Origin of the sequence: Clostridium sp. AUH-JLR23, from assembly GCF_964238065.1 — a bacterium.
Taxonomy (GTDB): domain Bacteria; phylum Bacillota_I; class Bacilli_A; order Erysipelotrichales; family Coprobacillaceae; genus Allocoprobacillus; species Allocoprobacillus merdigallinarum.
This window is the reverse complement of the sequence record NZ_CAXSKY010000013.1, coordinates 1-21,068: the sequence shown is the minus strand read 5'-3', so window position 1 is coordinate 21,068 and position 21,068 is coordinate 1. Positions and strand designations below refer to the sequence as shown.

The following is a 21,068-nucleotide window of genomic DNA, read 5'->3' as shown; positions in this document are numbered from 1 at the left end:
CTCGATTATTTATTATACACCCTAAAGTTAACTTTAGGTCAAGAAAAAGAAAGGATCACCTTTCTTCATCTTATTCTATATGACCACTGCTGATTCCTTCATTCTTCTTATCAAGTGGTAACCATTCTAAAACACGTTCAATATAACGATCCCAAAAATCCCATTCATGCGCACCTGGTCCTTCTTCATAAGTGACATTGATTCCCTGTTGAAGTAAAAAATCACGGTAATCACGATTTTCTTTAATCAGTGAATCATCAGTGCCACATGCCATATATATCGCAGGCACATCTTTTATAGCCATATTTTGAATCAGTGCTTTATAATCTTTATCACTTCCTTTTAACTTATGTAAATCACCAAAAACAGAAGTTAAATAACTTCTTTTATACATATAAGGTACGTCGTCACCATCCTTAGCATTGATAAAAGTGTCAATCAATAACGCTGAAGACAATGCGGCAATATAACCAAATGTCTGATAATATTTGAGTCCATTAATAATAGCTCCATATCCACCCATAGACAACCCTGCAATAAATGTATCTTCTCGACGTTGTGATAAAGGGAACATGGCTCTTGTGATAGAAACAAGTTCTTCACCAATAAATTGTGAATAATATTCATGGGAGTTTTCATTATCAACATAAAATTTATTCTCTCCTGAAGGCATAATGACAGCTAAATCATGATCCTGTGCCCACCTTTGAATACGTGTACCACATACCCAATCTGTATAATTTCCAAAAATTCCATGTAATAAGTATAATGTTTTGAATTTTTTATTTGGCTGGTTTAACTTTTTATCAACAGGAATAATAGCATTAATTGTGACTGTGCGCATTAACTTTTCTGAGAAAAAATCAACTTGTACTAATGCCATTATGATAGATCCTTTCCAAAATATTTATAAAATGCTTTATCAATACCTGCACAATCAACATAATCAGTAACAAATTCTGCAATGTTTTTTAAACGATCTACTGCATTTCCCATCGCAATACCATGTCCAACCAACTCAAACATCTCCATATCATTCACACCATCACCAAAAGCATAAGTATCTTTTTGATCAATTCCTAATTTTTGATATAAATACTTACAGGCTGTTCCTTTTTTAAATCCCTTATGATAAACATCCATACGAATCAATCCATGATCATAAGCAACAATTGTCATATCATTTTCTAATTCATGATATGCTTTCCACATTTGTTCCACTGTTTCAAACAAAACACAGCAACTGATAGCATCTACATCCTGAGCCTCATATCTTTCTACTACATTCTCAGGTCTTTGATCTGTTCCCTGAAACATCACACGATGTTTAACGACCAATTCATCATCCAAACAATCACACCATTCTCCATGATGTCCATAAAACATAGGTCGCCCTTGATATTTTTGATAAACTTCCATTTGTTTTTGTATTTCTGGAGTTGTTAAAACTTCATCAACCAGAATCTCATTATTATAAATGATATAATGTCCATCACATAAAATATAACCATCAAATGGAATATCTTTTAATCCTTCAGGGATAGCCCCTCTTACTGAAGCAATAACGATCTTATTGCCTTGTTTCTGAAAATCTTTTAAAACTTGTTTTGTTTGATGACGAGGTTGCATCATACCTTCTTGAGCATTTATTAAAGTTCCATCAATATCAAAGAATACTATTTTCATTTTATCATTCTCCTTGCCATCATTATATCATTTCTCTTCTTTGAAAATCCATATAAATCCAACGAAAAATATCTTGATTCAAGATTCTCATTTATGTAAAATCAAAAAAGAAATGGAGGTTTTCTATGAAATTAATTATGCTAGGTACAGGTAATGCTTTAGTAACAAACTGTTATAATACCTGTTTTGTATTTGTAAATCAAAATCAATATTTCTTAGTTGATGGTGGTGGCGGAAATACCCTTTTATCACAGCTAGAAAAAGCGCATATTAATTGGCAGGATATTAAAGATATCTTTGTCACACATAAACATATTGATCATCTGATGGGAATTATCTGGATGATTCGTATGATTGGTCAACATATGAGTCAAGGAAAATATCAAGGTGAAGTGCGTATATATGCTCATAAAGAACTTATTGATATTATCATGCAAATGGTTCATCTGGTTTTAGAAGCAAAGCATACACAATTTATTAACAAACGTATTCACTTGATTGAAATTCAAGATCATGATAGTCATATGATTATCAATCATCAAGTCACTTTTTTTGATATCCATTCTACAAAAACAAAACAATTTGGTTTTCAAATGCAATTAGATCACAATAAAAAGTTATCTTGTTGTGGAGATGAACCATGTCATCAAATCAATGAAGCTTATATTCAAAATAGTGATTGGTTACTTCATGAAGCTTTTTGTTTACATAGTGAAGCTGATATTTTTCATCCTTATGAAAAACATCATTCGACAGTGAAAGATGCCTGTCAATTAGCTCAGTCTTTAAATATTCAAAATCTTCTTTTGTATCACACTGAAGATAAAAATATCAAACAACGTCATTCTCTCTACATGCAAGAAGCCAAACAATATTTCCAGGGAAATATATGGATTCCTGATGATTTAGATATTATTAACATTTAATAGAAAAAGGAATTGAAATACGCAATTAGTTTATTTCAATTCCTTTTCTATATCATATAACAAAGATATTTATTTGTAGGCATGATTAAAAGCATTTTGTAAATCTTCAATAAGAAGTTCTACTTCTTCTAATCCAATATACATTCTGATATGTCCAATATCCAAGCCTCTTTCTTTCAATTCTTCCTCGTTGCTTCCTTTCCATACAGGCATGACTAAACTTTCAAAGCCACCCCAACTATAGGCCAAAGTAAAATGTTTTAAAGAATCAACAAATCTTTCAATAACATCTGGGGTTGCATCTTTTAATACAAAACTTAATAAACTTCCATATCCCTTTAAATACTTATCTGTTAAATCAGTAGATGTATGGACCATAGGATGATATATTTTTTTAACATATGGACTTTGTTGTAAAAATTGTATCACCTGTTTAACACTTTGTTCTTGAGATTTTAAACGAACAGGCAATGTTCGTAATCCTCTTAATGCTAACCAAGCATTCATTGGGGACATTGTTGCTCCTAAAAAGATTTGACCAAATTCATTGATTTCATGTATATATTTTTGATTAGAAATGACAACGCCACCAACCAAATCACTATGTCCTCCAATATATTTTGAACAAGAATGTATAACAATATCAATTCCATGCACCAAAGGATTTTGAAATAATGGTGTTGCCCATGTATTATCAATAACTGTGATAATATTTCTTTGTTTCGCAAATTGACTGATCATCTCTAAATCAAGCATTTCAAACTTTTGAGAAGAAGGACTTTCAAAATAAATCATTTTTGTATTCTCCTTAACAAAAGCAAATATATCTTCAGTAGAAGATACATCAATTTTTGTACTTTCAACACCAAAACGTTCAAGATTTTGAATGAATTTGACAGTTGATCCATACACAGTATTCACAATGACAATATGATCCTTTTGTTGAACCAAGCTCAATATTGTGGCGCTGATTGCTCCCATTCCTGAAGCAAAAACTTTAGCACATTCCCCTTTTTCTAATTGAGCTAGTTTCTCTTCTAGAATTGTTAATGTTGGGTTTTCTCCCCTTGTATATGTATAAGCACTTTTCTTATTCATATTAACATCAACATAGTGTTGAAAATCATCAAATTGAAATGATGATGTTTGCACAATCTCAGGCGCAACACTCTTATATTCTCTTTGTTTTTTTTCTACTGATAAACAAATATTCTCTTGATCTAACATTTTATCTCTCCCTCTAAATATTTTCCAATTCCATCATGTTCATTATCTTCACAAATAGCATCTGCAACTTCTTTTACTGTATCAAAAGAGTTATCCATAGCTATGCCAGTTCCTGCTATTTTTAACATATCTATATCGTTTTCACCATTTCCAAAAGCAATAATATTTTCTAATGATATATTTTTAATTTGTGCTAACTTCAAAAGAGCCTGTCCTTTTGAAGCATGAACTGGATTAATTTCTACCCAATCTTTTTCTACTCTACATATACTAAAACGTGAAGACATCTGTTTTTGAAGAATTGGTATTTTTTCACTCATCATTGTTTCACTTTGTACAAATGCAACTTTCTTTATTGTAGAAAAAAGATGTTCTGGTATTTCATGAATATCATGAACCATATGTCTTTCTCTATCAATAAAATGTTCTTCCATAATTCCTGTATGTCCATAATCAAAAATATATAAACACGTTTCAAAGAAAATAATCATATCAAAGAAAGATGTTTGTGCTATTTCATTCAAAATCATTAAATCATTTTTTGTTAGTCTTTGTTCTCGATGCAGACATTCTTTTTTTGAATTATAAATCTCTAATCCATTTAAAACAATATATCCACTTTGAGGATATTGATCCATATCTAACTGCTTCCCATAATACTCTAAGCTACTGACATCTCTGCCACTTGCTAAAACAAGCGAAACACCTTGCTTTTGTAAGTTCATTAAGACTTCTTTTGTATAGGGTAAGATTTGTTGATTTTGTGTTAATAACGTACCATCCATATCCATAACTATCATTTTCATTTACAAATAACCTCGCTTTTTCTTTTTATTTTACAATGATAAAACAAAAAAGCAAGAAAGAAAAAACTGTAATCTTTAGAATTTCAATATTCTATGGATTACAGTTTTTTTATTATTTAATTTCTCTCATTATATAGTTTTCTAATATTGGCTTAAATTGTTTGGAAACCTCTAGGTTGGTTTCTTTACTAATCTCTACCAATAACAATGGATGATAATCTTCATCAATTACAGCATGTGGATTATCTTTTATAATTCTTAAAATAACTTTTAAGTTTTGATCATCAATATTTGTTTTATTGCGAGTACACATCTGTTTAATTCTTTTAAGTGTCAACTTCTGTAAATGATGATTAATATCAAAAAGACTAAACATATAACCAACCTCCTTTTCTATTATATATATTATAATCCTTTTACTTTATGTTTTCTATCAAAACAATTGTTTTTCATTTTCTAATTATGAAAATATAACATCACTTTTTAGCGTTTTAGTATATTTTTATCATATATTTTGTAAAAGTATAAATATATCAATCATTTAAAATATCCTCTATCTTCTTTAAAACAGCCTGTTCATCATTAGAACCAATCACTTTATATGCAATGTCTTTAATTGGTTGGACTGCATTAGACATCGCATAAGCATACTTGACTTCCTGCAACATTTCATAATCATTCATTTGATCACCAAAGGCAGCACATTCATCAAATTGAATTTGATACATATCCTGTAAAAATTGTATACCTACGCCTTTATTCATATTTTGATTTTGAATATCCATCCATTCATTTCCTGATGTAACAATCTTCACACCTATTGGTAACTGTTGACTGATTTCATCTAACAAATCTTGAATATGGTGTTGTTTATCATATATCGCAATCTTCATAATCTCATCATGAACATCATCAAAGGAATTCACAAATGAATAGGCACAATAATACTTTTTAACCTCATTCCTATATGCAAACTCATCTTTTAAAATATATGCTCCTTTTTTCCCACACAAAATCATAAAAATACGTTGATACTGTGATAAGATATGTATCATTTCCTGGACTTTTTGATTTAAAATGACATCACAATGTAATTCTGTTGTTCCTTTGGCTATATAACTTCCATTTTCAGCAATAAAATACATCTGATCGCTTAATGGTAAGAATTTCTGGTATAAACGATAATATTGATTACCACTTGCAATAACAAATTTTATCTTTTTTTCTTGCATTTTATAAAAGAGTTCAATAAAAGACTTATCAAACTTCTTATTTGAATCTAAAAATGTTCCATCCATATCCGTCGCAATTAATCGAATCATGTTCCTTCCTCCCCATATGTTTTTATTTAAAACGAAAAACACATCTATTGAGATGCGTTTAAAACTTCCAGCATATCTTCAGGATTTTGAGCAGCTTTCACTTTTGTATATGCTTTTTCAATAATCCCTTCTTCATTAATCAAGTATGTTGTTCTGACAACTCCCATGACTTTTTTACCATACATATTTTTTTCTTTCCATACATCATAAGCCTGTATAACTTGTAATTCTGGATCAGACAATAAGGTAAAAGGTAATTGATATTTTTCTTGGAACTTTTTATGAGATTTCACACTATCTTTACTGACACCTAAAATGACAGCTCCTTTTTCATGAAAATCAGGATATAATTGAGCAAATCCACAAGCCTGTTTTGTACATCCCGGTGTATTATCTTTTGGATAAAAATATAAAATTATTTTCTTTCCTAAATATTGGCTTAAAGTCACTGATTCTCCATCTTGATTCAATAATGTAAAATCCGGTGCCTTGATTCCTGTTTCTAACATTTGTTCTCACTCCTTTTTTCCATTATAACAAATTTATTTTTCTTTTCATATTAATATGCTTTTCCTAAAATAATGAAGGCTGATAGACTCCAGATACTATTTGAATAGGATAATCATTATCATAAAATTGGTATGGAGAGATAGATGCATCAAACCATTGCACTATATCATGTTGATCAATGATTAATGGCATACGTGAATGCAAAGGCTTCATGACATCATTAGCATTTTTAGTGATAATCACGACTTCTTCTTTATCATTATATATACCTGCCATCAAAAGAATCGGGTCATGAACACTTTCAAAAGACACTTGATGTTTATGTCCATCCCACTCATAAAATCCTTTCGCAAAGATAAGACAACGTCTTTCTTTCACATCTTTTTGAAATAACTTCTTTTCCAATAATGTTTCACATCTTGCATTAATGATAAGTTGGGAAGTATAAGGTATCCTATAACCCCACTGCATCTTTTTGATTTCAAGTTTTCCATGATTTTCAACAATCACAGGAATCTTTTGTTTAGGGAAACAATCCCCCAAAAGAATTTGATTCCATTGAACATCCACTCCCATATCTTTTAATACTTGATAAATCTGTTTCATGATATAATATCTTCCACACATGAATGTTTTCCTCCTGTTGTTATTCATTATAACATATCTTTTTTCTTATTTTCTTCTTTTATTGATTATGAGATAATAAATATAGAAAATCATGAAAGTGAGCGTATCTTATGAGAGAAACCTATAGTAAAAATTATTTTGAAAAATATGCAGCTTTAACTTTGACTTTGTTCTTTAATATTGATAAAGAAGCTATTATACAATCAGATCGCCCAGATTTACGTATACCTTCTATCCAATTTGGTATTGAAGTCACACAAGCATTAACACCTCAAGAAGCTGTTGAAGACATGAAAAAACCCCTCTATATGTCCTTAGATTTAACACCTTTTGACCATAGTCATCAAGATTTAGCCTTTGTTTATGAAAAGATAGATGACGCTATTGATAGAAAGTTAAAAAAAGCTAAAAATTATGAACATTATTTATACAATGGACTTTATATTTTTTCTCATTGTCATAATTTATTACAAGAATCTTTACAACATTTTCTATCTCAAAAACAAATTCCTCATGATTTTTATCAATATATTTTTATTAATTCTGTAACCAAAATCTATTGTTTTGATATTCTATCAAACCAAATCATTCCATTTTCATTTCACCGTCAAGATCTCATTAAAATGAATTTAGAAGCTTTAATCTATGAAAAAACATGTTCCAAAAAACGAAGAAAAATCATTATACCTTAAGGAGTCTATATGAAAACATATCAACTATTAGTTAATGGGCATATCATTCATGCCCAGTATGATGAACATAATATTCAAGAAATATTTATTCCTCTTTTACAAAGATGGACACACTTACAAAAAGAAAAGCAAAAACGTTTACTTGTCTTATTAGCTGCACCACCTGGTGCAGGTAAAACAACACTTTCTTTATTTTTAGAATATCTTTCAAATCAAGACGAAGCATTAACACCTATACAAGCTATAGGTATGGATGGATTTCATCGTTATCAAGATTATCTGGATACACACTATATTGTAAGAGATGAAAAAAGAATATGTATGAAAGATGTGAAAGGTTGTCCAGAAACATTTGATGTTGAAAAACTCATTGAAAAAATCAAAGAGGTTCAATCACAAGATACATATTTTCCTTTATATAATCGTGTTTTACATAATCCAGAAGAAAATAAAGTTTTTGTCAATCATGATATTGTTTTGATTGAAGGTAATTATCTTTTATTGAATGAACCTTTATGGAAAGATATTCGTTTCTTGTTTGATGATACCATTTTTATCAAAGCTCAAAGAGCTGAACTTGAAAAACGTTTAATTCAAAGAAAGATGTTAGGTGGAATTCCTTATCATCAAGCAAAACAATTCTATCAAAATTCTGATGGGGTCAATGTAAAAAGAGTTCTTAACCATTCGTTACAGGCACATATTCAATTAGAATATCATGATTCTATTTATCACTTCTCAAAATAGAATAATAACAAGCATCATAAACACCTTGATTGTCCCAATCTGAATGTCTTAAAGTTCCTTCATATTTCATTCCACATTTTTTCATGACTGCTCCTGAATGGGGATTTTGAATATTATGATGAGATTGTATACATTCATATTGAACTTGATCAAATAAAAAGTCTATAACCTTATTTAATGCTTCTGTCATAATTCCTTGATGCCAATATTTTCTTGACAAACAATAACCGATTTGAGCTAACTGTGCTTTTTCATTGTGTGAAACAACAGCAATATTTCCTATGACTTCTTGACAATCCTTCAATACAATAGCCCAATTATAGTAATCTAACTTTGCGTATTGATGAATCCATTCATTAAGAATATTGATTGTTGTGGCTTTATTTTCATGAGGTTGCCATGTAAGAAAACGTGTCACTTCTTCATCCTGTACCCAATTTTTCAACATATCATCAACATCATTGATTTTAAATTGTCTTAATAATAAACGTGATGTTTCAATATTTTGTGTTCCTATATGTTTCATATTTGTTTCATCCTCTCATATTTTGTATATTGTATCATTATTTCTCTATTAAAAAAATAGCTTTTTCGCTATAATATATAGAAGGAGGAGTTGAAAATGATTAGAGAAGTAAAACCAAATGATTTAGAAGGAATAAATCATTTATTATATCAAGTAAATAATGTTCATGCTGACGGTAGACCAGATTTATTTCAACATGGGAGTAAAAAATATAATGATGAAGAATTATTAAAAATAATAAGTGATTCTTCTAGACCTATTTTTGTATTTGAAGATGAAAATCATCATATCTTAGGATATGTTTTCTGTATTGTTCAACATCTTTATGAAAATAAAAAGACACTCTATATTGATGATTTATGTGTTGATGAAAACTGTCGTGGGCAGCATATTGGTAAACAGCTTTATGAATATGTTATAGCTTATGCAAAAAAACATGATTTCTATCACGTTACATTAAATGTCTGGTGTTTAAATGAATCTGCCATGAAATTTTATGAAAGTTGTGGAATGACACCATTAAAAATTATGATGGAACAAAAGTTATAAAGATTGTGAAATGCAATCTTTTTATTATTGTAACCATTGACACTACATCTTACTCACACTATAATCAAATATGAAAGTGAGGAATCCATATGCAAATTTCAAGTCGTTTTACAATTGCTGTACATATTTTTGCTTGTATTGATACATTTCAAAATGAAACGAAAATAACAAGTGATTTTTTAGCTTCTAGTGTCAATGTCAATCCTGTCATTATAAGAAAAATCCTTTCTCAACTCAAAAATGCAGGACTAGTCCGTGTGCAACGAGGAAGTGGCGGTGCCTCTTTTGCAAGAGATGCCAAAGAGATTACTTTCTTAGATATCTACAATGCTGTTGACTGTATTGAAAATGGTGAATTATTTCATTTTCATGAAAACCCTAATCCACAATGCCCAGTAGGTAGAAATATTCATCATATATTGGATAACAAATTAATACAGGTTCAAAAAGCTTTAGAAAATGAATTGAAAAGCATCACACTCGCAGATATTATCAAAGATACTCAATATTATATTCAAAATGAAAAAAAGGAAAATGTATCAGAATATAATGAATAAACATCATTATATTCTTTTCTTTTCCTCAAATGTTTTTTGAATTTGTTTTTGTAGCTTCAATAAACGCTGTTTATTGACTTTACATACTTGACGATCATATGTATATAAACCATTGATTTCATCTTCTATATCTGATAATTGTGTATAAATACATCCACATAAGCCATGATCAATAGATGGTAACACCATTTCTTCATACATTTTTATCATCTGATCCGTTAATTCTTCTTCACTATGGGTTGTTCCATAACCATAATGACGAGAAGAATAGACATGCTGATCGACAATTCTTGTATAACCACCACATTCACTTAATAATATAGGTCGATTTTGTTTATTTTTTAATACCTTGTTTCTAAAATAAACATGTTCACTTTGAACATCACTTAATTTTTGATGAAACCAGCCAGAAGTGGCATCATAGAAACGAGATGAATCATAGTCTTGACATAATTGATACATGTTATCAGCTTGAATTTGACCCCATCCTTCATTAAAAATAGTATATCCAATAATACAAGGATGATTATATAAATGTTTCAATGTGTCCAACATATGTTTTTGATATATATATTTTTGAAGTTGTTTCCCTCTTACATGATCCAAGCGATATTTGAACCCTAAGTTTGGTAAAACTGTATCTCTGATATAATGATATTGTCCATTATTAACATGATCTTGTATGACTAACATTCCAAGTTGATCACAGGCAAAGTAAAAAGCTTCAGGTTCAACTTTAATATGTTTTCTTAGACAATTAAATCCTAATTCTTTCATTCTTAAAATATCTTTTTCATACTCATTCATTTGATGAGGCAAATATAGTCCATCATGGAAATAGCCCTGATCTAAAACCCCATGTATAAATATAGGCTTTCCATTTAATAGAATATCCTGATTTTTAACCTCTACTGTTCTTAAAGCAAAATAACTTTCTACATGATCATTATCCGTATCTATAAATATTTTATATAGGTATGGATTTTCTGGAGTCCATAAATGACGATATGAAGATGGTATGTCTATATCAATATCTTTATCATGAAATATTTCTTTTAAAAATAATTCATCTGCGACAATACTGACTTGATAGTGAGCAGCTGTTGTTTCAATATGAAGATGTATCTGATCTAAAGATGGGGTTATTTTTAAATCCTGTATGTAATGTGATTGTACAGCTTCAAGCCAGACAGATTGCCAAATGCCTGATACTGGTGTGTACCACATACCACCTGATTTTTTCTTTTGTTTGCCATAAGGATAAAGATCAGATAGCTGATCAGTGACTTGAACTTCTAAAAGGTTTTCTCCATCTTGAATAAACGATGTAATGTCAAACCAGAATGGTAAATATCCACCTTGATGTTCTCCTACACATTGATGGTTTATATAGACTTTTGCGATTTGATCCACAGCACCAAAATGCAAATGAATACTTTTTTCTTTTCCAAGCATATGATCATCTAATATAAATGTCTTTTGATAATGAAGATGTTCACCAATTTCCCCTTGATAACAAGACAAAGGAGCTTGTGGTGGATAAGGGACTTGGATAGTCTGCTGGTTTAATAACCATTCTCCATCTAATGATTGAAAGCTTTCTCGATATAATTGTGGACGAGGATAGTCATATTTATTTTTCATATAAAACAACTCCTTTATATTTCTATTATATAATAGATATGTTTTGTCTGAAATCATTTTATACGATATTATTCACAAAGGATGATTATCATGACGTGAAAGCTTACTATGAGTGATGTCGTCTATATGAAAAAAGCATCCAAATGGGATGCTTTTACATTATTGTTTCATTAATTCACTTTGTTTATGTTTTAAAGCTATAAAAGCTTCATCTAAATCATTCATATCATAAACAGTCTTTTCCATAGGACACATACCATCATGTGTTCTATTGATAATATAAGGAACAACTTTTTCACAATCATAACTGATATGATAATATTCCAATATTTCTTTGGCTTTTTCACTTAAGACATAGGCATAAATGTATTTCACTTTTGATAAAATCAGTAACATTGCAGTTGCTTTTCCAATGACTTTATCAACTACGATTGCATCTTCAAAATAATATATATCTTCCTTCATAGGATTTATAATAGGTCCTATGCCATGAAGCTTTGATGTATAGAGTTCTCCCTGTCTATCAGCAATTAATGATAATCCTTCTTCGTTAAGCTTTTTTTGCAGTTGCTGCAACTTCATCAAAATATCCTCCCTTAACAATCGCCATGACAATAGTTGGTACAAAAATCAATTGAATAATAATACCTGGAATCCCTGTTGTTGTAGCTGCAATCACTGCTGGAATACCTCCCAAAGGAATACCAAACAGATATGTTGCAATAGAAATCACAATACCATAGATAACCCTTCCAGCAATCATGGAAAGAACTAAGGCAGACAAAGAACCAAATTTCTGTTTAGAGAAATGGAACTGATGAAACAACAGACCACTGACTGTCCCATAAGTTGCCAGTTCACTCATCATAAAAAGAACACGATCAGCAGAAGGCATTCCTGTCACAACAAAGCTTGTCAAAGGAGCAAAGATTCCTAAAAATAAGCCATAGATAGGTCCAAGTAACATTCCACCAATAAAAACAGGTAAATGCATTGGAAGAAAAACAGAACCAGCCTGTTGCATACCAATGATATGAAAGACTTGTGGTAATAATAAAGATATAGCTAAACACATAGCTCCAAATGTTAATTTTTTTGTTTTCATTGTAAAACCACCTCGTACTATATCATAACGCTAAAGTAAGGTTTAAAGTCAACCCTTTTTTCAATTTCCATAAGACTTTTTTCTTTTCTATATGATATATTTATGCTATACTCCATGATTGAGGTGAGGTTATGAAAAGACTTTATGAATATCTTGATATGATTTCTCAAGAAGATATACATGATTATGTTGAAAAAATGAAATACAGCAATGATATGTATACAACTCTATCCAAAGGAATAGAGGATTTTAAGCAATTAACACCTATCTATAATGATAATGTTATTTTTTCATTATATAAAGACATGTTATTTCTTCAGCCAGATCAAGATCAACCATTTTTAACACGAAAAGAAGACCACGTTTTTTATAGCCCATTATACTTTGTTGAAAAAATGGACATGACACAACAATTCCCATTAAATTCTATGAATCACCAACAAGCATTAGGTGCTTATGTTGTGGTGGATAAGGATTATCCTTTTATACATATGATTTTACTGATTATTGATAATTTACTCAATGATGTTAAAAGTACAATTCAAAATCAAATCAATGAAACGATTCGTCATCTCCAAGAACAATTTCCTCAAGCAACAATATCTACAGTGAGCGTCATTGCCAGTGACCATGCTCCTCAAGAAGATCAAATTCAACAGATGGAATCACAAATCATTGAAAAACAAATGGATATGAATCAATCTTTTGAACAAAAGACAAAAGAATATTATCAAAGTATTTTATATAATTAAAAAACATGTACTAGTGACATGTTTTTTTATAATAATTCCCCATTTGTAGCAATGACTTTTTTATACCATTCAAACGATTTTTTCTTTAACCTTTTGAACGTTCCCTTTCCCCTGTTATCTCTATCTACATATATAAATCCATATCTTTTTTCCATTTCACCAGTCCCATTGGAAATCAAATCTATACATCCCCATGTTGTGTATCCCATTAAATCAACACCATCTTTATCAACAGCATCTTTCATCGCTTTAATGTGTTCTCTTAAATAATGAATGCGATAATCATCTTGAATTGTTCCATCTTCTTCTACAATATCTTTAGCTCCCAAACCATTTTCAACAATAAATAATGGTTTTTGATAACGATCATAAAGTTCATTCATAGTAATTCTTAAACCTAAAGGATCAATTTGCCATCCCCATTCACTCGATTTCAAATATGGATTTATAACAGATGCAAATATATTACTTTCAGTTTGACAGCTACTATCAGGAGTCGAACTAGAAACTCTTGATGAATAATATGAAAAACTTATAAAATCAACAGTATTTTCCATCAATAAATTCTTATCATCATTCATAAATGGAATGGTAGCTTGATTCTTTTCTATCCATTTTAAAGCATATGGAGGATAATAGCCTCTTGATTGAACATCAATAAACATATAGCTTTCTCGATTATCACATATAGCTTTCCAATAATCTTCAGGTTTACATGTTGCTGGATAATAAGACCCTGCTGCTAACATGCATCCAATTTGATTTTGTGGATTAATCTCATGAGCCAGTTTTGTGACGAGTGCACTAGCAACTAATTCATGATGCGCACAGGTAATCATAGCCTGTATTTTATTTTCATCATCCTTAAATCTTAGTCCTGCTGCAACAAACGGAAAATGAAGTATCATATTGATTTCATTAAAAGTTAGCCAATATTTTACAAAATGTTTATATCTTATCAATAGAACCTTTGCTAATTTAACATAACAATCAATCATTCTTCTATCTCTCCATCCTCCATATTTGTTGATCAAATACATAGGACAATCAAAATGATTTATTGTCACTAATGGTTCAATATGATATTTATGACACTCTTTAAATACATCTTCATAAAATTTTAATCCTTCTTCATTAGGTGATTCTTCATCACCATGTGGAAAAATGCGTGTCCATGCAATGGATATTCTAAAAACTTTAAATCCCATTTCTGCCATTAATGCAATATCTTCTTTATAATGATGATAAAAATCAACAGCTTGATGACTTGGAAAATAGTGATTGTCAATATGATTAATCCATTTTTCTCCTGTTCCAATAGCATATCGATCTTGACCATACGGCATCAAATCGACATTAGCTAAACCACGTCCACCTTCGAAAATACCACCTTCAACTTGATTGGCAGCTGTTGCACCACCCCATAAAAATCCTTCTTTAAATCCCATAACTTTTCCTCCTTTATGCATTGTTTAAATAATATGATAATTTTTTAAATCTTGGTATATAAATAAAATGACTTAAAACTTTTGTACGAAAAAATTGTATCAATGCTCCATTGCATATTGCCATAATGATTGTTCCTAACCCTATACCTACAAAATCATTAAATAATATCAAAGACATGAATAGTGAAATCATTAAAAATGTACAATCAAAACATGTTTTGAATAACTTCAATGATATTTTATATTTCTTAGATAATACTTTACAAAAGAAATCATAAATTTGTGGATAAAAATATGTTTCATAAAACATAGCTACTGCTAAAGCAGATATCATCATACCCAAAAAGAAACAAATCATACGTATTACCAAAGAAGATATAGTTACTTGAAATATTGGTAATATGAATTTTAAAATATCAGCCGTAGTTGCATATAAAAAACCTGTTATAAACGAACTTAAATAAGCTAAACGAAACTTTCGTAGTACGATACAAAAAATAACAAATAGAAATCCCGCAACTAAATATTCTGCTTGTCCATATGTTAAATGATTATATTTTTGACTAATAATATATGCTGGACAAACAATCATTGACATGCCACAATCAGCTATTGACATTAAGTTAACACCAAACCCCAATAACAAAATAGCGAAAACATAGAGTAATTCACTTGAAATTTTATACATATAACATCCTCCTGTAATCATCATATAAAAAAAATAAGCACAATCAAAAAAAGTTTCCAAAAAGGAAACTCACATTTGTAAACCAAGAAGAATAATATCAATAATATATCTCATCATATATACATGATAAGAAAAATGCAAACAGTGTATAAAAATTTGGTTTTCACAGAAATTGATATCATTCTGACATGTAATCAACCATTTATTAACTTTTGTGTTTCTTAGTCTTTGAATAATTCTTTTATCATAGTGAAAAGTATCTCCATTTATGCTTATAACAATAAGTAAATCTTGATTTGTAAAAGAATATTCTTTTTTTAAATCCACGTCACAAATAATTGTATTGATATGATATATATTCAATTCCCTTTGAATATTATAAATAAGTGATCGTGCATCCCCTTGAGCATATAAGTAAAATTTACGGGAAGTTTTTATATTTTTAATAAGTTCTTCTATTTGAGTATAATCTAAATATTTTTGAGTGTACTGTATATTTTTAAGAAAATTATCAGAAAAAATGCTTATGTTTTCCTTTAAAGATAATTTTTTATCAATGAAAAGCTGCCTTCTTTCTAAGGAATCTAAATATGAATAACATTCATATATAAATTCCTCATAATTTTGATAATCTAGATTTCGAATACACTTTGAAACTTGTCCTTTTGATATATAACATGCTTTTGCTATATCTTCAATAGTCATTCTAGGAATCTTTGCAATATTTTCCTTAATAAAAACACAAAAAACATATAATGAATTTTTACTTGTATGTCCATTAATAATATCATTAACCTTATCTATAATCATCATTATCACCATTCACTTATATAACGAAAAATAAAATGCTATAACTGTCATTACAATTATAACATTTATAAATGAAGATTACATATTTTTCATATATTCTAATATTCCTTTTAAAGAAATCACTTGTCCTACTGGCTTAATTCCTGCAATTTCTTCACTGGTTTGACTAAAATCAACAATTAAATGTTCACCAGAAATATATGAAGCCATTACACTATTTAAAAAGACGATAGGCATAGCCATTTCTTCACTGGTAGCCAGACGTTTTGCATAACCACAATGAGATAATAAAGCTTCTTCACCACCAGCCATTTGTGTAAATTCATCTTTCATACCTGTATCTGTTGAACCGGGTAATACCGCATTTACTCTTATACCTTGAGATGCAAATGTAGATTGTAAATAGACTGTTAAATAATTCATAGCTAATTTACTAAATGGGTATGCCATTGTTCCAGGCATTCGACTCATACCTGTTTTTTCTATAGCCGCAACTTTTCCATCCCATCCAGATGCTTGAATAACTGGTAAATAAATATCTTTATTATCTTCTCTTTCCCATCCATTACCACCTGTAGATGTCATAAATGCAATAGCGTCACCTTTTTGCATTCTATGAATTAAATATTCTTCACAAATATATTGATTAGATAATAAATCAATTTTACAAGTTGTTATAAAATCATTTTTTGCTCCTGAAACTCCTGCTATACCAAAGAAAGCATGAATATGGTCAGGAATCTCTTGAAATGCCTGATCTATAGACTCTTTTTGACTTAAATCAACATGTATATATTTTTCAATTCCATCTACCTCTACTTTCTGCCAATCTAATGCATAAACTTTTGCTCCTAAGTCCACTAACATTTCTGTTGTTGCTTTTCCCATCCCAGAAGCTGCACCTGTCACAACTGCGATTTGTCCTTGATATCCAAAATAATCTTTCATTTTTCTATCCTCCTAAATGCACTATAAATCTTTCTTTATATTTTATCAATAAGTATAAGTCAAAAAGGACATTCTTCGCATTTTTGTTGTTATTTGATATAATGAAATGGGTGATTGTCATGAACAAAGCAAATTATTCTAAACAACAGATTACTGAGGCACTTATTGATTTATTACAAAAGACATCTATTGAGGATATCACAATTACATCTTTAGTCACAAAAGCTCATGTTTCAAGAAATGCTTTTTATAATAATTACCAATCTGTTGAAGATGTTTTAAAAGAAGTCTATCGACAAGCTCATCAAAAAGCATTTCAAAATAAATATATTGATATTTCCTATTTTACAAGTGATGAGGCTATCTTAGATTTTATACAATTCTTTGATAAAAATACTGCCCTTTTACTGGCATTACAAAAGTGGAATTTACTTCCCTATATCGCAAAATATAATACTCATTGTATCTTAAATAGTTTAGAACAATCAAATAATCCTTTCATTCATCAATATAAAGAATACTTTATGATTTATCATACAATCCCTTATTTTCAAATCTGTTATTATTGGATATTATCAGATAAAAAAGAAACACCTCAAGAATTATTTCAAATGATTAAACAATTACAAAAACAGTCATAAACTATTATGATAGAAAAAGAGATTTCAAACATGAGCATCATGAATGAAATCTCTTTTCTTATTATTTTTCTTCAATACCTTCTTTTTGAGCTATTGATTTTTCATAGACTTTAAAGAATGGATAATACACAACCATACTTATAACAATCAATACACACATAAAGATAACATTTCTTAAATCTAATGCTGATAAGAATCCTTGTGCAAAGAATGGTGTAAATGAAGGATCAACAATATATCCCATACTTACTAAACCTATACTTTGTGCCAAATAACCAAGTCCAATAGAAATACATGGCATGAAAACAAATGGTATCGCTAAAATAGGATTTAAGACAATTGGTGCACCAAAAATAACGGGTTCATTGATTCCACAAATACCTGGGACTAGACTTAAACGACCAATTGTTTTTAAATGTTTCACATGAGAAAAACACATTAATAAGACAAGACCTAAAGTGTTTCCTCCACCACCCAATACAGCGTATCTATACATCTGTAAATTCATGATATGTTCAGCACTTTGTCCCGCATTGATTAAATCGGCATTCAGTCCAGAGTTTGTAATTCCTAATGTGAACACAATTGGGAAAATGATAGATGATCCATTGATTCCAAATAACCATAAAATATTAGAAAAGGCAAAGATTCCCATATAAGCCCAAACATTATCAACACCTGAAATAGCTGGTGTTAAAATACTCATAACAAACTGTGGTAATGATTGACCACTAACACCCATTAAGACAAGATTTAAACCATAGATAATAATAATATTAGCTGCTAATGGTAATAATGAATTCACAAAGTTTGTGACTGCTGTTGGTACACTTTCTGGAAATGTAAAGACAATTTTATTTCCAACAACACGACAAATTTCAACTGAAATTAAACCAATAATTAATGCGACAAATAAACCATCTGCTCCTAGATAAGTCATTGATAATTGTCCATCAGTAACAGGAGCAGAAATCATAAGGAATACACACATAGAAATAATGCCATTAATTGCTGGTTTCATTTGATAGCTTTCAGCCAAACAATAAGCAACTCCAAATGCTGTGACTAAACCAATTAATCCCATTGTCATGGTATAAGGTATTGTAATTGTATTGTAATTAGCAACAGCCCATTGCTTCCATGCAATCATAGCTTTTAGGAAAATATTTCCTGTATTCATATCCACGATATCTAAATTAATTGGTGGATTGGCGATAATTAAAAATATTGATCCTACAACAATCAATGCAAGTGACATCATCATCCCATTAGAAATAGCCTGTAAATGTCTTTGATTTCCTAACTTATTTCCAAGCGGTGATAATAACTGTTCTAATCGACTAATCATTTTTTACTCTCCCCTTTAAAATTGCCATCCATTAAACTGAAATGCTGTATCCACAACATTTTCTGGATCATATTCTTCTAAGATTTTGGCATATCTTTCTTTATAATCATTATCAATTTCTTTTTGTGGATAAACACGGCTCGCTTCATTTAAGAAATGGAATGAATCTCTTCCCATTGCCTGTCCACGTTGTGTATGTTTATCTAATGCATAATCAGGAATTTCTGGTAATTTCCCCATTGCAAAAGATTTGATACAAATATTTTTCAATAAATCACTTGAACGATCTTTTTCAGATTGGCACATATATCTAATGGCGTGAATGAAATAGATAGGTCTATCTCCATCAGCATAATCAAATTCTCTACTCATCTGATATAAATTATTCACAACAACAGATGCCATTGGATTTCCCATACCAATATCTTCTACTGAAATTGTTAATAATCTTCGCCATAATTTTTCTTCTAACTGTGGTGAAGAAATATACAATTCATAAGCGAACATACATGCCTGTTCTTCTAAACCTCTACGAATAGATTTTTGTAATGCAGAGATCACTTCATCTCCTGCATAACCATTTCTTGTTGTAATTTTTGACCATGGGTCATACATTTTTTTAGCCATGAATTCTTGCTCCTTTCTTTTGAATATGACATAATAGTTTTGGAGGTGTTTTTATGAATATTGAGCATTTATCAGAAAAATTTGAATTAAATAATCTAGAGAAACAAATTGTGAGTTATATCCAAGAACATCTTATTGAACTCAAGTCAATTGGTATACGTCAAATGGCAAAAGATAACTATACCAGTACTTCTACTATTTATAAACTTTGTAAGAAGTTTGGTTTTGATGGTTATAGTGATATGATTTATCATCTGACATCTACCAAGGATAATCATACTATCAACTATCATGAACAATATCGTTCTTTTTTTCAACAATTCCAATCTTTACTCCAAGATCATTCTAAACGCATTATTGTTTTTGGTTTAGGCTTTTCTGCTCCTATTGCTGAATATATGCAACAACGCTTAACCCTTTTAGGTTATTCTACAATGTGTGTTGTCCATATGGAAATGTTTAGTCAGCATTTTTTTGATAATACCATTTTTATTGTTGTATCTTATTCAGGAAAAACACCACGCTTAAACGAAATGATTGAAACGGCTTATCATAATCATGTTCCTATTATTAGCTTTATTGGTAATCCTCAATCCCCTATTATTCAGCTTTCTACATTACCAATCGTTATTGAACAATATGACTCATTTTCACATGATTTAAATCGTCCTAATACCTTCTTTGGCGAAGCTATTATTGCTTTTGAAACATTATTATTTTAAAGCCGACAATATTATACAAATAACACCAATAAAATTATATTAATTTATCCAAGAAAAAAACATGTTATAGAATTTATAACATGTTTCAGGCTGTTGACAAAGTAAAAAAGTCAACAGCTTTTAGTTTTCAAATGAAAGAATATATGGTATTATATCCATT

The 21,068-nt window shown here is 29.8% G+C and carries 26 protein-coding genes; 8 read left to right on the top strand and 18 right to left on the bottom strand.

Annotated elements, in window-relative coordinates:
* Positions 1-70: 70 nt before the first annotated feature.
* Both ACESR5_RS07690 and ACESR5_RS07685 read right to left on the bottom strand, forming a co-directional pair.
* Positions 71-883, bottom strand: coding sequence for an alpha/beta hydrolase (locus tag ACESR5_RS07690; RefSeq protein WP_373154952.1), 813 nt, complete (start codon positions 881-883; stop codon positions 71-73).
* Positions 883-1,686 carry a Cof-type HAD-IIB family hydrolase gene (locus ACESR5_RS07685; RefSeq protein WP_373154950.1) on the bottom strand — a complete coding sequence of 268 codons (804 nt, stop codon included), beginning with the start codon at positions 1,684-1,686 and terminating at the stop codon, positions 883-885. The genes ACESR5_RS07690 and ACESR5_RS07685 overlap by 1 nt, the downstream gene beginning before the upstream one ends.
* 125 nt (positions 1,687-1,811) lie before the next feature.
* Between ACESR5_RS07685 and ACESR5_RS07680 the strand changes: the two genes are divergently transcribed.
* A complete protein-coding gene (locus tag ACESR5_RS07680; RefSeq protein ID WP_373154949.1) occupies positions 1,812-2,612 on the top strand; it encodes an MBL fold metallo-hydrolase in 801 nt (266 codons plus the stop codon).
* A 69-nt stretch (positions 2,613-2,681) separates the two neighbouring features.
* On the opposite strand, the gene ACESR5_RS07675 is transcribed toward ACESR5_RS07680, so the two are convergent.
* The 6 genes from ACESR5_RS07675 to ACESR5_RS07650 form a co-directional block, all read right to left on the bottom strand.
* Positions 2,682-3,839, bottom strand: a complete 1,158-nt coding sequence (locus ACESR5_RS07675; RefSeq protein ID WP_373154947.1) for a PLP-dependent aspartate aminotransferase family protein — start codon at positions 3,837-3,839, stop codon at positions 2,682-2,684.
* The gene (locus tag ACESR5_RS07670; protein ID WP_373154945.1) at positions 3,833-4,645 is read right to left on the bottom strand and encodes a Cof-type HAD-IIB family hydrolase; all 813 of its coding nucleotides are present in this window, start codon (positions 4,643-4,645) and stop codon (positions 3,833-3,835) included. The genes ACESR5_RS07675 and ACESR5_RS07670 overlap by 7 nt, the downstream gene beginning before the upstream one ends.
* Positions 4,646-4,757: 112 nt before the next feature.
* Complete coding sequence (locus ACESR5_RS07665; RefSeq protein WP_168081120.1) at positions 4,758-5,021, bottom strand: DUF2624 domain-containing protein; 264 nt, start codon at positions 5,019-5,021, stop codon at positions 4,758-4,760.
* Positions 5,022-5,178: 157 nt separating this feature from the next.
* Entirely contained in the window at positions 5,179-5,967 is a 789-nt protein-coding gene (locus tag ACESR5_RS07660; RefSeq protein ID WP_373154943.1) for a Cof-type HAD-IIB family hydrolase, read from the bottom strand.
* Positions 5,968-6,011: 44 nt separating this feature from the next.
* Positions 6,012-6,476, bottom strand: coding sequence for a thioredoxin-dependent thiol peroxidase (gene bcp, locus ACESR5_RS07655; protein ID WP_373154941.1), 465 nt, complete (start codon positions 6,474-6,476; stop codon positions 6,012-6,014).
* A gap of 64 nt (positions 6,477-6,540) precedes the next feature.
* On the bottom strand, positions 6,541-7,104 hold the full coding sequence (locus ACESR5_RS07650) for an SOS response-associated peptidase (RefSeq protein WP_373154939.1): 564 nt from the start codon (positions 7,102-7,104) through the stop codon (positions 6,541-6,543).
* Between the two features lie 110 nt (positions 7,105-7,214).
* Between ACESR5_RS07650 and ACESR5_RS07645 the strand changes: the two genes are divergently transcribed.
* Positions 7,215-7,796: a hypothetical protein gene (locus ACESR5_RS07645; protein WP_289526980.1), complete on the top strand. Its 582-nt coding sequence runs from the start codon at positions 7,215-7,217 to the stop codon at positions 7,794-7,796.
* A gap of 9 nt (positions 7,797-7,805) precedes the next feature.
* The gene (locus ACESR5_RS07640; protein ID WP_373154936.1) at positions 7,806-8,543 is read left to right on the top strand and encodes a nucleoside/nucleotide kinase family protein; all 738 of its coding nucleotides are present in this window, start codon (positions 7,806-7,808) and stop codon (positions 8,541-8,543) included.
* On the opposite strand, the gene ACESR5_RS07635 is transcribed toward ACESR5_RS07640, so the two are convergent.
* Positions 8,521-9,069: a GNAT family N-acetyltransferase gene (locus ACESR5_RS07635; protein WP_289526978.1), complete on the bottom strand. Its 549-nt coding sequence runs from the start codon at positions 9,067-9,069 to the stop codon at positions 8,521-8,523. The two genes, ACESR5_RS07640 and ACESR5_RS07635, sit on opposite strands and share 23 nt — an antisense overlap.
* A 96-nt stretch (positions 9,070-9,165) precedes the next feature.
* Here ACESR5_RS07635 and ACESR5_RS07630 point away from each other — a divergent pair, with 96 nt between their 5' ends.
* Together ACESR5_RS07630 and ACESR5_RS07625 are read left to right on the top strand one after the other, a co-directional pair.
* Positions 9,166-9,618 (top strand): N-acetyltransferase family protein, encoded by a 453-nt coding sequence (locus ACESR5_RS07630; RefSeq protein ID WP_373154934.1) that lies wholly within the window; start codon positions 9,166-9,168, stop codon positions 9,616-9,618.
* Positions 9,619-9,707: 89 nt separating this feature from the next.
* A complete protein-coding gene (locus ACESR5_RS07625; protein ID WP_373154932.1) occupies positions 9,708-10,175 on the top strand; it encodes an Rrf2 family transcriptional regulator in 468 nt (155 codons plus the stop codon).
* 6 nt (positions 10,176-10,181) lie between these two features.
* Here ACESR5_RS07625 and ACESR5_RS07620 read toward each other — a convergent pair whose 3' ends face one another.
* From ACESR5_RS07620 to ACESR5_RS07610, 3 genes are all read right to left on the bottom strand, one after another.
* Entirely contained in the window at positions 10,182-11,819 is a 1,638-nt protein-coding gene (locus ACESR5_RS07620) for a glycoside hydrolase family 2 protein (RefSeq protein WP_373154930.1), read from the bottom strand.
* Positions 11,820-11,978: 159 nt separating this feature from the next.
* On the bottom strand, positions 11,979-12,401 hold the full coding sequence (locus ACESR5_RS07615; RefSeq protein WP_087243615.1) for a DUF1893 domain-containing protein: 423 nt from the start codon (positions 12,399-12,401) through the stop codon (positions 11,979-11,981).
* Entirely contained in the window at positions 12,370-12,924 is a 555-nt protein-coding gene (locus ACESR5_RS07610; protein WP_191340642.1) for an ECF transporter S component, read from the bottom strand. The genes ACESR5_RS07615 and ACESR5_RS07610 overlap by 32 nt, the downstream gene beginning before the upstream one ends.
* A gap of 131 nt (positions 12,925-13,055) precedes the next feature.
* Between ACESR5_RS07610 and ACESR5_RS07605 the strand changes: the two genes are divergently transcribed.
* The gene (locus ACESR5_RS07605; RefSeq protein WP_087298303.1) at positions 13,056-13,676 is read left to right on the top strand and encodes a hypothetical protein; all 621 of its coding nucleotides are present in this window, start codon (positions 13,056-13,058) and stop codon (positions 13,674-13,676) included.
* A 26-nt stretch (positions 13,677-13,702) separates the two neighbouring features.
* On the opposite strand, the gene ACESR5_RS07600 is transcribed toward ACESR5_RS07605, so the two are convergent.
* The 4 genes from ACESR5_RS07600 to ACESR5_RS07585 form a co-directional block, all read right to left on the bottom strand.
* Entirely contained in the window at positions 13,703-15,124 is a 1,422-nt protein-coding gene (locus ACESR5_RS07600) for a 6-phospho-beta-glucosidase (RefSeq protein WP_087243612.1), read from the bottom strand.
* 13 nt (positions 15,125-15,137) lie between these two features.
* Positions 15,138-15,812 carry a DUF6198 family protein gene (locus ACESR5_RS07595; RefSeq protein WP_087243611.1) on the bottom strand — a complete coding sequence of 225 codons (675 nt, stop codon included), beginning with the start codon at positions 15,810-15,812 and terminating at the stop codon, positions 15,138-15,140.
* A 69-nt stretch (positions 15,813-15,881) separates the two neighbouring features.
* Positions 15,882-16,622, bottom strand: a complete 741-nt coding sequence (locus tag ACESR5_RS07590) for a MurR/RpiR family transcriptional regulator (RefSeq protein WP_373154927.1) — start codon at positions 16,620-16,622, stop codon at positions 15,882-15,884.
* A 78-nt stretch (positions 16,623-16,700) separates the two neighbouring features.
* Positions 16,701-17,570, bottom strand: a complete 870-nt coding sequence (locus tag ACESR5_RS07585) for an SDR family oxidoreductase (RefSeq protein WP_087243609.1) — start codon at positions 17,568-17,570, stop codon at positions 16,701-16,703.
* 119 nt (positions 17,571-17,689) lie between these two features.
* Here ACESR5_RS07585 and ACESR5_RS07580 point away from each other — a divergent pair, with 119 nt between their 5' ends.
* Positions 17,690-18,211 carry a TetR/AcrR family transcriptional regulator gene (locus tag ACESR5_RS07580; RefSeq protein WP_373154925.1) on the top strand — a complete coding sequence of 174 codons (522 nt, stop codon included), beginning with the start codon at positions 17,690-17,692 and terminating at the stop codon, positions 18,209-18,211.
* Between the two features lie 61 nt (positions 18,212-18,272).
* Here the strand turns inward: ACESR5_RS07580 and ACESR5_RS07575 are convergent, their stop codons facing one another.
* Complete coding sequence (locus tag ACESR5_RS07575; protein ID WP_373154923.1) at positions 18,273-19,559, bottom strand: PTS sugar transporter subunit IIC; 1,287 nt, start codon at positions 19,557-19,559, stop codon at positions 18,273-18,275.
* Positions 19,560-19,574: 15 nt separating this feature from the next.
* Complete coding sequence (locus ACESR5_RS07570) at positions 19,575-20,186, bottom strand: hypothetical protein (RefSeq protein ID WP_211962613.1); 612 nt, start codon at positions 20,184-20,186, stop codon at positions 19,575-19,577.
* Positions 20,187-20,239: 53 nt separating this feature from the next.
* Here ACESR5_RS07570 and ACESR5_RS07565 point away from each other — a divergent pair, with 53 nt between their 5' ends.
* Positions 20,240-20,908, top strand: a complete 669-nt coding sequence (locus ACESR5_RS07565; RefSeq protein ID WP_087243605.1) for a MurR/RpiR family transcriptional regulator — start codon at positions 20,240-20,242, stop codon at positions 20,906-20,908.
* The last annotated feature ends 160 nt before the right edge of the window (positions 20,909-21,068 follow it).